Genomic DNA, 14703 nt, shown 5'->3' with positions numbered 1-14703 from the left:
GACAAGAATAAAAATTATGTTACTATATGTTTGTAAAACGTTTTACTAATGGAGATGATACGAATGAAAAAAGTATTCTACAGACCCCCGAATGCCTGGGTCGGTGACGTAATTCCGTTTTATGACCAAGGGGAGTACAAGCTGTACTATCTTCACGACGAGAGAGTGGGGGGGGACTATGGCAACCATACCTCATGGAATTTGCTGGCCACCAGAAATGGGCTTGACTTTGAGGATTACGGAGAAGTTCTGCCGAACGGTGATGAAAGCGCTCCAGACCGGAATGCGTACACCGGCTCTGTGGTCAAAGACAAGGATGGCATGTACCATCTTTTCTACACGGGCCATAACCCGAACCCTGCGTTTTGCAAGAACGGTAAGCCCTTACAAGTGGTGCTGCGGGCCACGGGCACCGACGGGATTCATTGGACGAAGGATCGCGGCTTCAAGCTGTACGGGGATGAAGTGATCTATGAGCCATATGACTGGCGTGATCCCTTCGTGTTCTTCAACGAAGAGAAGCAGGAATATTGGATGCTGGTCACTTCGAGGGAAATGAACTCTTCCGAGAAAAGAGGCGGGTGCATCGCGCTGCTGACTTCTGCTGACCTGGTGAACTGGGAATACCGTGAACCCTTCTACAGCCCGGACAAGTACATCACGATGGAATGTCCCGATTATTTCAAGATGGGGGAATGGCACTACCTGGTCTACTCCACCTTCAGTGAGAAGTTCGTCACCCATTATAAAAAGAGCAAAACAATCGATGGCTTATACACCTCACCGGTGCTGGACACTTTTGACGGCAGAGGATTTTATGCAGCCAAAACAGCCTCGGATGGTGTGAAGCGGTACGCCTTTGGCTGGGTTCCATCGAAGAAGGGCTCGAATGATTACGGGGATTGGGAATGGGCGGGTACTCTCGTTGTCCATGAGCTGCATCAGAACGAACAGGGAGAACTGCTGGTGAGAATGCCGTCTTCCATCTATGGACATTTTAATAGGGAAGAACAAATTCTTCCGCAAGCGGAGAAAAATTGCATTCGGCAGGCGGACGGGCTGCAGCTCTCTTCCCCGGATGGGCTGGCTTATAGTGTGCTAAACCCACTGCCTGCTCAGGTCATGCTTGAGGCCGTCTTTACGGATTGGCAGCATGTAAAGGATTTTGGCATCGCAGTTCGTACGGACAAGGCGCTGGACAATGGTTATTTCATCAAGTTTGATCCTTTTCACAACCGGATCACCTTTGATATGTGGCCGAGAAGAGAACCGGGATTTTTTCAATGGCAAATTGCCGGGGACAAGCCGCAAATGATTGAGCTGGAGCGTCCTTTTCATTTTGCAAACCATAGCCGGATTCATTTCCAGCTGATTCTGGAAGAAGACATCTTATGCCTCTACGTCAATAACGAAGTTGCAATGACTACACGGGTCTATAACTTCAAAGACGGCCATTTTGGATTTTTTGCCAATGAAGGTACTGTAAGCGTTCAGAACATTACCCTAAAAACGGTTGCTGCGCTTTGATCACAGGATGGTTTCACGGCATTTATAAGATAAATATATTGGAGGGGTTTACAATGACAAAGAAATTGTCAAAGGTGTTCACTGGGCTTGCAGTTTTCTCCCTGGCCGGGGCCGCTCTTGCGGGCTGCGGAAGCTCAACGGATAACAAAAACACAGACACCGCCGGTTCATCGAATGCGCCTAAGGAGCAAACGGTGACCTGGCTCTCGGCCAGACCGGAGAACGGGGCCATTGTCCAGACGGTCCGGGAGCTTGCCGACCGGTTTGCCGCCGATCATCCCGGCTTTAAGCTGGATCTTCAGGTGACCGCGGATAGACCCTCTTACTTGACCAAGCTCAGAACGCTGGTCGCTTCGGGGCAGATGCCGGATTTCATTGACAGCGATGCCGACCCTTTTGCCCAAGAGCTCGTCAATGCGGGTTTACTGGTGGACATGGAGAAATTTCTGAAGGACGAAGGGCTGTATGATAAGTTCTATGAGCCTGCGCTGAAATACCAGGAGCTGCCGGATGGAAGCCTGTATCTCCTGCCGATGGAATACCATATGGAAATGACCTGGTATAACAAAAAAATATTTGCCGACAACAACCTGACGGTGCCGAAAACCCTCGATGATCTGCTTGCGGTCAGCAAAGCGCTCAAAGACAAAGGAATTACGCCTATCGCTGTAGACGGCGTTGATGTATGGCCGGTATTGCGTTATGCGGCAATGTACCCGTTCCGGACCACGGGCAATCAGTTCATCCGCGATCTGAGCCAGGGCAAAGCCAAAATGTCCGATGCGGCAGGCATGCAGGCGGCTGACTTTGCTTCGCAAATCGGGAAATACTTTCAGGATGGTTTCGCTACAACCGACTATACGACAGCCAAAAATCTGTTCCTGAACGGTCAGGCTGCCATGTACAATATGGGCACTTGGGAGATTCCATCCTTCGTGGAAGAAAGTCTCCCGGAAGCACTCAAAGGCAATGTGGATTATTTCTATCTGCCAACCACCAGCAATGCGGTCACACCGGAAAATGAATTCTTCGGCAACAGCGGGATCGGACTTGGAGCATCCGCGAAAACATTCGATGGACTGCCTAAGGAATTCCTGAGCTATGTGCTGAAAAATTACAGCGATGTCTATGTGGCCAAACAACAAATGTCACCGCTTAAATTCACCATTGATGACGAGTCCAAATTCTCCGAGCTGTTCCTGCGGATTAAAAAGGATATGGACAACTACGGCTCAGAGTTTGCCAAGCCTTGGGATACTCTGCTTGATCCGAACACCAACTCGGTGATGAGTGATCTCATTACTAAACTGACGATGGGCTTTGTGACTCCAGAGGATTTTGCCAAGCAGATTGATGATGCCATTGCCAAGAACACAGCGGGCAAATAAGTGGATTAATTCTTATATTCTGATAAACCTCCGCCCGGCCCTTAAGGGCCTGGTGGAGACCTTCAACAATAGCGTGATTACAGAAGCGGGGTGACCCTATATGAATGTGCTTAAAGACAAAAAAGCATGGCTGATTTTCATCCTGCCGGCTTTGATATTTTATCTCGGTACGGTCTTCGTCCCCATTATCCAGTCTCTGAAATACAGCTTCCAGCAGTGGAATGGCATTCAGGAGCCGGCTTACATCGGCTTTGATAATTATATCGCGATGTTCAAGGACAGCTATTTCTGGAATTCTGTGCAAAACAACCTGGTCTACGTGGTCATTGTAGTATTTATGCAGGTGTTCATCGGCTTGTTTTTTGCCCTGATGCTCTCTTATGTTACCAAAGGCGCAGGAATCTTCAGAACACTGTATTATCTGCCGGCGGTCGTGGTAACCGTAGCGATTGCGCAAATGTTCCGTAATTTCTATTCCCTTCAGCCTCTAGGCCTGCTGAATATGTTCCTGGACTGGGTGGGCCTCAGCCATCTTCAGTCCGCCTGGCTCTCCAATCCCCATACGGCCCTGATCGCCGTGTCCATCCCCGAGGGGTGGCGGTTTATCGGGATGTATATGGTTATCTTTTATGCGGCGCTGATTGCGATCCCCAAAGAAATTGAAGAGGCGGCTACGATTGACGGTGTAAGCGGCTGGCAGCTGATTCGTTATATTAAGCTTCCAAGCATTATGCATGTGCTGAGCCTGTCTTTGATTATGTGTACCACAGGGGCTCTGCGGGGCTTCGATATTCCTTATATTATCGGTGTGCCGGGGTCGGCCACAGAACTGGTTACTACCTATATGTATAAGCAAGCGTTCTCGACTATCCAATATGGATACGGAAGCTCGATTGCCGTGTTCATTGTGATCGAAAGTCTGCTCGCGGTACTGCTCATCCGGGCTATTTTTAATTCAAGGAAAGGAGATGCCTGACATGCTAGCGACAAAAAAGCTCTCCTCTTCTCTTTTGTATATCCTGGTCATTGCGATTCTGCTGATTCAAATCTATCCGGTAGTCTGGCTGATGCTGTCCAGCTTCAAATCGAGCATCGAGCTGACTACCCAGCCGTTTGCCATGCCTTCGTCCTGGTCGTTTGAAAATTATGCCAGTGTATTCCGGGAGAGCAGCCTGCTGCTGTATATCAAGAATACGGCCATTGTGACTTTTGCCTGTCTGGCATTGATCATCTTCCTGAGCGCGACCGCAGGCTTTGCCCTGGTCAAAATGATCAACCGGCTGAATTCGAAGCTGCTGCTGTTTTTTACAATTGGCATTATGATTCCGATTCAGGTTACGCTCATTCCGCTGTTCATTATGTACAAAGATTACGGGCTGCTGAATTCGTATCCGGCCCTGATCCTGCCGCAGGTTGGTTTTGCGCTGCCTTTGTCCATTCTGATCTTCACCAGCTTCTACCGGTATGTGCCGGGCGAGCTCCTTGAGGCTGCGGTGATTGACGGCTGCAACATCTATCAGGTGTTCTTCCGCATTGTTTCACCGCTTACGATCAATACAACCATTACGGTGGCATCCATTAACTTTATTTTCATCTGGAATGACTTCGTGTTCTCCAATACGTTCACGAATGATAAAGCCTACAAGACGATTGCCGTCGGGCTGCAGGAATTTATCGGTGCCTTCGGGGCTACAGATTGGGGCCAGACCTTCGCGGCAATCAGCATCAGCATTATTCCCATTATTGTTACGTACTTGTTCCTGAATAAATATGTGATGGCCGGCGTGTCTGACGGTGCAGTCAAAGGATAAGGAGAAGATGAAACCATGCAATCGATGAATCAGCTGTTTGGCAGAATGAAAGGCAAGAGCAGAGCGATTACAGCGGAGAATCCGCAAGGTCTTAAGGGACAAGGGGGACAGGCGGAAGGCCCTCTGGGCGTTGCCCGCAAAGGCAAGGCGTTCATCTCGCTTGCGCAGGGAGAAACCGCGACGCTTGTGGATATTGAAGGGCCCGGAATCATTCAGCATATCTGGATGACCGTTACCGATCAGACCGAATCGGGCTGGTTCGTCCTCCGCGATCTGGTGCTGCGCATGTACTGGGACAATGAAGAACAACCATCCGTAGAAGTACCGCTGGGCGATTTCTTCTGCAACGGCTTTGGGGCGCGGGCGGTTGTCAATTCACTGCCGGTAGTGGTGAATCCGGTCGGCGGCATGAACAGCTACTTTGCCATGCCCTTCCGCCAAGCGGCCAAAGTAACCATTACGAATGAGCATCCGCAGAGCATTGAGGCATTCTTTTACCAATTCGACTATATGCTGGTGGAGGAGCTGGATGAGGACACTGAGTATTTTCACGCCCAGTTCCGCAGAGAAAATCCAACTGTGCTGAAGCAGGATTACACCTTGATTGATGGAATTAAAGGAAGAGGCAAATTTATCGGCACTTATATGTCCTGGACTTCTCTATCCCGTTATTGGTATGGTGAAGGAGAAGTGAAATTCTATATCGACGGTGACCGGGACTGGCCGACAATTTGCGGCACCGGGGCTGAGGATTATTTCGGCGGTGCCTGGGGTTTTGTGAAATATGATAACGGGAACCCGGTGCAGGAGCAGACCTATTCAACCCCATTTATGGGTTTCCCTTATTTTGCAACGAAGGACAACACCCGGTCCCACATATATGACGGTGCGGCTTGCCCGATGCGGGGCTTCTACCGCTGGCATATCCTTGATCCGATTCTGTTCGAAGAGGACCTGAAGGTGACTGTACAGCAAATAGGACATGACGGCCAAGCCTTATTTGAACGCAGCGACGATATCAGCTCGATCAGCTACTGGTATCAGACGGAGCCGCATCAGGCGTTTCCGGAATTTCCGGCAGTGATGGACAGACGTCCGCGGTAAGCGCGGAGGTACAGGCTTCCAAGTAAATTCGCAGAGGTGCAGCACATGGCAAAACAAAGAGTTACTTTAGTACAGGTCGCCAAAGATGCAGGCGTGTCGCCGGCAACGGTCTCCCATTTCATGAACGGCAATTTTCACCGGATGGGCCCGGAGACCCGGGAGAAGATAAGCGACTCGATTACAAAGCTCGGGTACCAGGTAAACCCCGTTGCCAAAAGCCTGATTACCGGCAAAATGCATACCATCGGACTCGTTCTGTCGAACAGCACTTATGACGGATATTTCGAAGATTTATATTTCCTGCACTTCGCCAAGGTGCTGAAGCAGCAGCTGAAGACTATGGGGTACAAGCTGATCCTTCTGGACTTTGATGAGATCTTCATGAATATCCAGATGGTGGATGGAATTATTGTAAAAGCGACCCTGGAGACGGAGAAGTTCATGCCGAGGCTTATGGATCTCAACGTTCCGGTTATCACCATCGGACGGCATAATTTGTCCTACGGAGCCCATATCGTCCGGGTGAACGATTATCAGTGCGGCCAGACCGGAGTGGACCATTTAATGTCCCGGGGCTATCAAAAAATTATTATTCTGACCTATCCGCATGGACAGGTCCCCGGATTCGACGACCGGTTGAACGGTGCCTCCCAGTCTATGCAGGAGAAGGGCAATCTCACAACGGTCATTACCGGAGATATGACGGAAAGCTTCGGATATGAAACGGTGATGCAGCTGCACAAAAATAGCCAGCTGCCGCAGGCATTGTTCTGCCTGAACGATATCTCTGCCATTGGGGTGCTGAAGGCCTGCAAGGATCTGAACCTGTCTGTACCAGAGAACCTTGCGGTACTGGGTGTGGATGATATGCCGACCGTTTCGGAGCTGCTAAGTCTGTCAACCATCCGGCATCCGATCAATGAGCTGGCATTGAACGCCTCCGAGCTAATGATTGAATCCATTGAAACGAAGGGGGAACCTATCCAGCCTGTTGACCGGATGTTCCCCATTGAATTAATGGCAAGGCATACCAGCTGAGCAAGGATACTAGAAAGAAATGCGTGAGGATTAGAGTGGAGAGAGACTGTCGAGCGTTTTCGGCAGTCTTTTTCTGAAAATATAAGACACCCGTGCCGTTGTGCGGCACACAGAGGAATGAAATAAAAAGAGGTTATTTCAGGGCAGAATTTATATGTTTCACGCAATTCATTACCCTTCTATTTCTCGCTGAAACGGTAACGTCCGAAGGGTGGTTTATTCAGAAATAACGGCAGAAAGTACCTTTGACTTCGCCCCAAGCAAGCTAAATGAGCAAATGAGAGGTAAAAGTACCTTTGATTTCGCCCCAAGCGAGCTAGATGAGGAAATGAAAGGTAAAAGTACCTTTGATTTCGTCCGAAGCGATCTAAATGAGGAAATGAGAGGTAAAAGTACCTTTGATTTCGTCCGAAGCGAGCTAGATGAGCAAATGAGAGGTAAAAGTACCTTTGATTTTGTCCGAAGCGAGCTAAATGAGGAAATAAAAGGTAAAAGTACCTTTGATTTCGTCCGAAGCGAGCTAAATGAGGAAATGAAAGGTAAAAGTACCTTTGATTTCGTCCGAAGCGAGCTAGATGAGGAAATGAAAGGTAAAAGTACCTTTGATTTCGTCCGAAGCGAGCTAAATAAAGAACTTGAACATTAATTTTTGGAAAAGTGACGGAGGGGAAGTTTGGATACTTACGGAGCGGTAGCGTCCGCCTGAAAGCTTACCGCAGGAAAGCTCGCTATCTTCAGCATAAGCTGTCTGCGGATTTCAACCATTAAAAACGGTGTACAATCAAGAAATCTGCAGATGGGCAGCGGCCGGAAGTCCAAACATTCTCCGTAGTCACGGTCAAATCCCAAATGAAAAATTTACAAGTACGGGCAGAACCTGAAGATTGACAGGCTGGTCAAGCTGCCTTACTATCTTACTTACAATTTGGTTGTTCTGAGAGAGGAGAGGAAGCGATGTACAACGTGCTTGTCGCCGATGATGAACCGCGTCACCGCCGGGGCATTGCGGACATGATTAAGCAGCTCCGGCCGGAATACCGGATTTTTATGGTGAAGGATGGTTTGGAGGCTCTGCGCATTATTGAGGATAACCGGATCGATATTATTCTCACCGATATCCGGATGCCCAATATGGATGGGTTGACTTTGATTGAACAAATGGAGAGCCGCAGAGAGCTGGTCAAAATCGTGATTCTCAGCGTCTACGGAAATTTTGATTATGCAAGACAGGCCTTACAGCTCGGGGCATTCGATTATCTGCTGAAGCCGCTGGCCTTCAAGGAGCTGTCCGAGATCCTGGACAAGCTCGATACGGCGATGGAGAAAGAACGGCTGAGTCTTCAGGATGGGGCGGTTCTCCGGCAGCGGCTCAGCTCGGCAGCCCCGGTCTATGAGCAGCATTTGCTCAACCGGTGGATGCGTTCTTCTTCAAGCGAGGAGGAGCTTCAGGAAATCCGCAGGCTTTTCCCTGCGATAAGCGGAGGTTTTGTCATGCTGGCCAAGTTCCGGAAGCGGGAGATCGCGGAATCCTATACACTTGAGGATTTCGAGGAACTGAAGGCCAGTGTGAAAAACTGGATGAAGGAAATCTATCAGACGGTGGGGCCTTCGGTTTCCTTCAATCTGGAAGGCGCGGACCCGATGATCGGGTCCATCGTGACCTCGGCGCATTCCCTGGAATGGCTGCTGAAGCGGGACATGGAGCAGTTCCGGCAATTCATCCGCCAGGTCCGGGACGAATTCGGCCTGACCCTCACGTTGGGTGCAGGGAACTGGATGGCGGATTTGTACAGCGGGGCTCCGCAGTCTTTTGAACAGGCGCAAAAAGCGCTGGAGTACACCTTTTATACGGGTGCAGGCCAGCTTGTTCTCTACGATGAAATCGCTTACAATCCGGACAAGCCCAGTTTAAAAATGGTTCCTGCCGATACAGGCATCACTGACGCTTTGGCGCGGCTGGACAGGGATACAGTGGCCCAGGCATTGAAGGCGCTGATTCAGAGGCTGCTCGAAGGGGACTGTCCGTCCCCGGCCCATCTCAAAGACTGTGTTTTGTACGCTCTGGTGAACGAAGTCAAAGGAAGCGAAGTGTTTCTCCGCCAGGAGGAAGCAAGCAACTTCATTTCTGAGCTGGAATTTCAAATTCCGGCCTGTGAAAGTCTGGATGAAGTCGAACAAAGGGCAATCTATTATTTGAACCGGATTATGGAGAGCATTGAGGAACGCAAGGATAACAAAAGCGGACGGACGATCAGCCTGTGCAAAGCATTTCTGGAAGCCCATTATATGGAGGATCTGTCGCTGGAGTATGTCGCCCGGCAATTTTTTTTCAGCCCCGCTTATTTCAGCAGCTTTTTTAAACAGCACACCTCCATGACCTTTACCGAATATCTGCTGCGCCTGCGTATGGACAAAGCCAAAGCGCTGCTGCAGAACGGAGACTTGAAAATCTCAGCCATTGCCTTAAGCGTGGGCTTCAGAGACGCCGGTTATTTTACCAGAGTATTCAAGCGGGAAACCGGACTGTCACCGGAGGAATTCCGGAAGAAAGATGTATTGTAGGTGGGACTATGAGGCTGAAGAATAAGCTGGTTCTGTCCTATATTGTGCTGATCACCCTCCCTTTGGCAATCCTCGGCCTTGGTTATTATTATGCAAGCAAGGAAATAATGCTGAAGCTGGCCCGTGACAACGTCAGTGAGATTGTGCTGAAGAACAACCAGATCATCAACGAACGTCTGAAAATCATACAGGATAACAGCCTCTCGCTGATGGTGGAATGCCAGCTGTATCAGATTTTTGACGGGCATGGGCCGGCTGGAGGACAACAACTGCTTGCAACCAATAAAAAAGTGACGGAGATCCTCGGGCGGTACTTTTCACAATCTGCCGACCTGTACTCCGCTGAACTGGTCACGCAGGCGTTCGTGTATGGAAGCAAGAACAAGAATACCTATCCTCCGGACCACTTCTACAGCTCGGAACTGTACCGGGCGGCAGCCGGGGGGAAAGGGCGTATCGCCTGGGTGCCCACGTATGATTATACCCGGATGCATGCGCTGCCTGAGCTTGCCGGGAGCAATATCGATTACCGTTATGTTTTCTCGGCTGTCCGGCAGATCAATCCCTCCTGTGTCCGGAATGACGTCATTGTCCGGGCAAACCCAGGGTCTGAGAAACCGGTTCTGGTGATGAATTTCAAGGATGATGTATATGCCAATATATTCAGGGGCAGCATTCCGATTCAGGGATCAGTGTTCCTGGTGGCCAGTGAGAACGGCACAATGATCTCCCATCAGGATAAAACGCGCCTGGGGACCGTGGAATCGGCAGCCTGGCTGGAGGAGCTGCGGAGCAAGGGCAGCGGAACGGCTTATGTGACTGTCGGCGGGAAGCGGATGATCGCTTGCTTCGCCTTATCTCCGGTGACCAACTGGTTATCCGTGGTGCTGATTCCCCCAGGCGCTTTAACCCATGATATTGCGGATACTATTCTGTTCTTTATTATGGCGCTGGGCACTCCGCTGCTTGCCCTTTCGCTTATATTCGCCTATGTGATTTCCGCGCGCATTTCTTCACCGGTCAGCAAACTGCTGCTGGCGATCAAGCGGGTCGGCGGCGGGGATTTCAATGCGCAGATCAAGGTGGAAGGCAGGGACGAGCTGGGCCATGTGCTGCTGAAGTTCAACAGCATGAATGAGCAGGTCAGGGAACTGATTCATGAGAATTATGTGGTCAAGCTGCGGGAGCGGGAGACAGAAATCCTCGCGCTGAATATCCAGCTCAATCCCCATTTTCTATATAACACACTCAATATTATTAACTGGATGGCTGTATATGGCGAGAAGGAGCAGGTCAGCAATATGCTGATCAGCCTGTCGCGTATGCTGCATTACACTACAGACAACCGGAGAGATCTGATGCTTTTGCGGGAGGATATCGCCTGGCTTCAAGATTATATTGTGATTATGGCCAACCGCTTCGAGCATAAGTTCCGTGTGGATTTCGATATAGAAGCTGAGCTGCTGGAAGTGAGTGTGCCCAAGCTGTTCCTGCAGCCGCTGGTGGAGAACGCCATTATTCATGGTTTTCGAAATATGGAGAGCGGCGGGTTAATCACCATTTACGGACAGCGGCAGGGGGATGATATCCGGTTCTGTGTTGAGGACAACGGCAGCGGAATCGAGCCGGAGCGTCTGGAACAGCTATTGAAGGCAGAGAGTCCCAATATCGGACTGAAAAATGTGGATAAACGGATCAAGCTGCTATATGGCAGCAAGCACGGCATAGAGATTGAGTCTGTCCCCGAGTTCGGCACCCGGGTGAAGCTGGTTATACCCTATCCCGGATCAGAGTGAAAGACCGGTTTATGATGAATACCCCCGGCCCATGGCTTGTGGGGTTATCTTTTTATATATGATCGTAAAATCGTACAGGAAACGAAAGATCATACCATAGGCTTTTGCGGCGGGTCCATATACACTGGGTATAGGCGACTGCAGCGCTTACATTCGAAATCAAGGGGGATAAACAATGAGAAAAAATACCGGCAGAACCAGGCTGATGTTACTCTTCCTACTGATTATGGCGTTACTTGTAACCGCTTGCGGAGCGGGCGGGAACAATGCGAATACAAAGGCGGATACAAGCCAGGAAAATAACCAGGAGGGAAATAGTCCCGCTTCTGGAGATACAGGTACAGCTGCAGGAGAAAAAGTAAAACTGAAATTCACGTTCTGGGGCAGCCCGCAGGAGAAGCAGGCGGTGGAGGATGCCATTAAGGCTTTTGAAGCGAAGAACCCCAACGTCACCATTGATTCCATCCATATCCCGGGCACAGACTTTTTACAGAAGCTGAATGCCATGATTGCCGGGAATGAAGCACCGGATCTGAGCTACTCCGCCGCATGGAAGCTGAAGATGGGGGAAGAAGGCCTGATCTACAATTTCTTCGATCTGATGAAGGAAGATCCCAGCATCAAGAAGGAGGATTACCTCCAGTACGCCTGGTGGAATTGGGATACGGATAAAAGTGCGGGACCTTATCAGGCCTCTGTGGTACCATCCCTCATGTACAATGCCGATCTGTTCAAGGAAGCAGGGGTAGAGCTGCCGCCAACCAAAGCGGAAGAAGCCTGGCAATGGGATGAATTCGTTGAAACGGCCAAGAAGCTCACGCTTGACAGGAACGGCAAGCATCCCGATGATCCGGGATTTGATCCCAAGAATATTAAGCAATACGGTGTTAAGTTCAGCCTCAGCTGGTTATCCTACATGCCGCTGGTTCTGTCCAACGGCGGGGACTATTTGACTGAGGATGGCAAAGAGTTCGGACTCTCCAAGCCTGAGGCGACCGAAGCTATCCAGAAGATCGCAGATCTGATCAATGTATACCATGTTGCTCCTTCACCGGTTCAAGCCAGCAGCATTCCGGCACCGGCAACCGCGCTCCAGTCCAGAAAGGTCGCTATGGTCATCGACGGAAGCTGGAACCATCTGGATCTGAGCAAAGCCAACATTAACTGGGGGGTCGGTGTGCTGCCGGTGCTGAAGGACTACAAGACCTTCTTCCTTGGAGGTTCCCTAATTATATTTAAGAGCTCCAAGCATCCGAAGGAAGCTTGGGAATTCTCTAAATTCCTAACAGACCCGGAGAATGTGCTGGAGCTTCATCAAGGGCTGTGGATGCCGCAGCTGAAGCAATGGTATGAGGATCCGAAGCTGGTTGACAGCTGGGCCAACGAGGAGCTTCCGGGCCGCCCGGCCGGGTTCCAGGATGCCGTTATGCGTTCCACTTATGAGCATGCAGAGCCTTCGGCAGAGAATAATGTCAGAAACTTTGTGGAGATCGACGCGGCGGTAACGGCGGGACTGGACCAGGTATGGCTCGGCACCAAAACCGCCGCAGAGGCAATGAAAGAAGTAGAAGCCAAAGTGAAGCCGCTGGTCAAGGGAACGTATTTGAAATAACGGGCTTTGCCGGAAGGCGGCTCTGCGGGATTCACGGGCAGGGCCGCTGCCGGCGGCAGCCTGAAGAGAGGAAGCATGTGTATGGAACCCGTCTCTTCCCTGAGTGTGAACCGTGCAAAGACTAAGCGCAGCTCCTACAGGAATGAGCTGCTCGGCATCCTGTTTGCCCTGCCGGCCATTCTTGGGCTGCTGATTTTTACGCTGGGTCCCATGATCTACAGCCTGTATATGAGCTTTACCGACTATTCGGGCTCCAATTCACCAACCTTTATCGGACTGGACAATTACACCAGAATGTTCAGTGGAGAAGACCAGTATTTTTACAAGTCGCTTGGGGTTACCCTGTACTTTGTGGTGCTCAGTGTGCCAACCGGCATTATCTATTCCTTTCTGCTGGCCATCCTTCTGAACCGGAACATCAAGGGAAAAGCCATCTTCCGGACGGTCTTCTATCTGCCGTCCATCGTGCCGATTATCGCGATTTCGTTCATTTGGCTGTGGCTCCTGAATCCCGATTTGGGGCTGGCCAACGAGATGCTCCGGGCTATTGGACTTCCCGGCAGCCAATGGATTTTTGGAGAGAAATCCGTGGTCCCCTCGCTGGCGCTGATGAACCTGTGGACAACGGGAGGGACGATGATTATCTTCCTGGCCGGCCTGCAGGATATTCCCCGCTCGCTGTATGAGGCCATTGAGATAGACGGGGGATCGAAGCTTCATAAGCTGCGGAATATCACGATTCCCATGATGACGCCGACGATTTTTTTCAACTTGATTATGGGCATCATTAACGGGTTTCAGGTGTTCTCCCAGGCCTATGTCATGACCAGCGGCGGACCCAACAATGCCAGCTTGTTCTATGTCTTCTATCTGTACCGGGAAGCCTTTCAGTTCTCACGGATGGGAAGTGCGAGCGCTATTGCCTGGGTGCTGTTCATCATCATTATGCTGTTGACCTATATGGTCTTCAAGACATCGAAAAAATGGGTGTATTACGAGGGAGATGAAGCCAGATGAGGAATAGGGCATGGGTCGAGAAGGGATTGGTGTATTTGGTGCTTGTGGCCGGAGGCCTCTTCAGTCTGCTGCCGCTGATCTGGCTCATCCGCAGCTCCCTGATGGATATGGGGCAAATTTTTGAGCTGCCGCCCATCTGGATACCCGATCCCTTCCGGTTTGGCAATTTCAGCGAAGCACTGACCATTTTGCCATTTGGCCGTTACTTTATCAATACAACGGTTATTGTAATTTTTACGATGCTGGGTGTCCTAGTGACCTGCTCCATCAGTGCGTACAGCTTTGCCCGCATGTCCTGGAGAGGACGGGACCTTGTGTTTGGCCTGCTTTTGTCCAGTATGATGCTTCCCTATGCGGTTACGCTGATTCCTACCTTTATCGGCTGGAGCAAGCTGGGATTAACCAATTCGTTCATTCCACTGATCGCACCGGCCTGGTTCGGCGGAGGCGCGTTCAATATCTTCCTGCTGCGCCAGTTCTATCTGAGTATTCCCCGCGACCTGGACGAGGCTGCTTATGTGGATGGTGCAAGCCATTGGCGGATTTTTATCTCCATTATCATTCCCCTGACGCGGCCCGCGCTGGTCGTTGTAGGCCTGTTCACCTTTCTGGCCTCATGGAATGACTTCCTGGGGCCGCTGGTTTATCTGAACAGCGAATCCAAATATACGCTGGCGCTGGGTCTGCAGCAATTTAAAGGCATGTACGCAGCAGAATGGCATCTGATGATGGCCGCGGCTACGGTGGTGCTGGCTCCGGCGATTGTCGTCTTTTTTATCGGGCAGAGGTACTTTATCGAGGGCATTACACTAACAGGCATCAAAGCCTGAATAACCTAAGGAGTGAGG

Annotated in this window: 12 protein-coding genes; all 12 read left to right on the top strand. The window is 50.5% G+C overall.

What is annotated here, in order from left to right; translation table 11 throughout:
- Positions 1-63 precede the first annotated feature (63 nt).
- The 12 genes from BLQ82_RS14825 (at position 64) to BLQ82_RS14770 (ending at position 14685) form a co-directional block, all read left to right on the top strand.
- Positions 64-1527, top strand: coding sequence for a glycoside hydrolase family 32 protein (locus tag BLQ82_RS14825; RefSeq protein ID WP_062527347.1), 1464 nt, complete (start codon positions 64-66; stop codon positions 1525-1527).
- Between the two features lie 53 nt (positions 1528-1580).
- Entirely contained in the window at positions 1581-2915 is a 1335-nt protein-coding gene (locus BLQ82_RS14820; RefSeq protein WP_062527348.1) for an ABC transporter substrate-binding protein, read from the top strand.
- 100 nt (positions 2916-3015) lie between these two features.
- Entirely contained in the window at positions 3016-3891 is an 876-nt protein-coding gene (locus tag BLQ82_RS14815; RefSeq protein ID WP_062527350.1) for a carbohydrate ABC transporter permease, read from the top strand.
- 1 nt (position 3892) lies between these two features.
- On the top strand, positions 3893-4726 hold the full coding sequence (locus BLQ82_RS14810) for a carbohydrate ABC transporter permease (RefSeq protein WP_062527352.1): 834 nt from the start codon (positions 3893-3895) through the stop codon (positions 4724-4726).
- Positions 4727-4741: 15 nt separating this feature from the next.
- Entirely contained in the window at positions 4742-5830 is a 1089-nt protein-coding gene (locus BLQ82_RS14805; protein ID WP_062527354.1) for a glycoside hydrolase family 172 protein, read from the top strand.
- Between the two features lie 45 nt (positions 5831-5875).
- A complete protein-coding gene (locus BLQ82_RS14800) occupies positions 5876-6868 on the top strand; it encodes a LacI family DNA-binding transcriptional regulator (RefSeq protein ID WP_062527355.1) in 993 nt (330 codons plus the stop codon).
- A gap of 277 nt (positions 6869-7145) precedes the next feature.
- The gene (locus BLQ82_RS14795) at positions 7146-7514 is read left to right on the top strand and encodes a hypothetical protein (RefSeq protein WP_074648255.1); all 369 of its coding nucleotides are present in this window, start codon (positions 7146-7148) and stop codon (positions 7512-7514) included.
- 308 nt (positions 7515-7822) lie between these two features.
- Positions 7823-9430 (top strand): response regulator transcription factor, encoded by a 1608-nt coding sequence (locus tag BLQ82_RS14790; RefSeq protein WP_062527359.1) that lies wholly within the window; start codon positions 7823-7825, stop codon positions 9428-9430.
- An 8-nt stretch (positions 9431-9438) separates the two neighbouring features.
- Positions 9439-11226, top strand: coding sequence for a cache domain-containing sensor histidine kinase (locus BLQ82_RS14785; protein WP_062527361.1), 1788 nt, complete (start codon positions 9439-9441; stop codon positions 11224-11226).
- Between the two features lie 175 nt (positions 11227-11401).
- Positions 11402-12838, top strand: a complete 1437-nt coding sequence (locus tag BLQ82_RS14780) for an ABC transporter substrate-binding protein (protein ID WP_062527363.1) — start codon at positions 11402-11404, stop codon at positions 12836-12838.
- Positions 12839-12919: 81 nt separating this feature from the next.
- Positions 12920-13855: a carbohydrate ABC transporter permease gene (locus tag BLQ82_RS14775; protein WP_082722811.1), complete on the top strand. Its 936-nt coding sequence runs from the start codon at positions 12920-12922 to the stop codon at positions 13853-13855.
- Positions 13852-14685, top strand: a complete 834-nt coding sequence (locus tag BLQ82_RS14770; protein ID WP_062527365.1) for a carbohydrate ABC transporter permease — start codon at positions 13852-13854, stop codon at positions 14683-14685. Before BLQ82_RS14775 ends, BLQ82_RS14770 begins: the two co-directional genes overlap by 4 nt.
- Positions 14686-14703 lie beyond the last annotated feature (18 nt).

It is taken from the genome of Paenibacillus jilunlii, from assembly GCF_900102965.1.
In the GTDB taxonomy this organism is placed as follows: Bacteria; Bacillota; Bacilli; order Paenibacillales; family Paenibacillaceae; genus Paenibacillus_AQ; species Paenibacillus_AQ jilunlii.
This window is presented reverse-complemented; position numbering and strand designations above follow the sequence as displayed.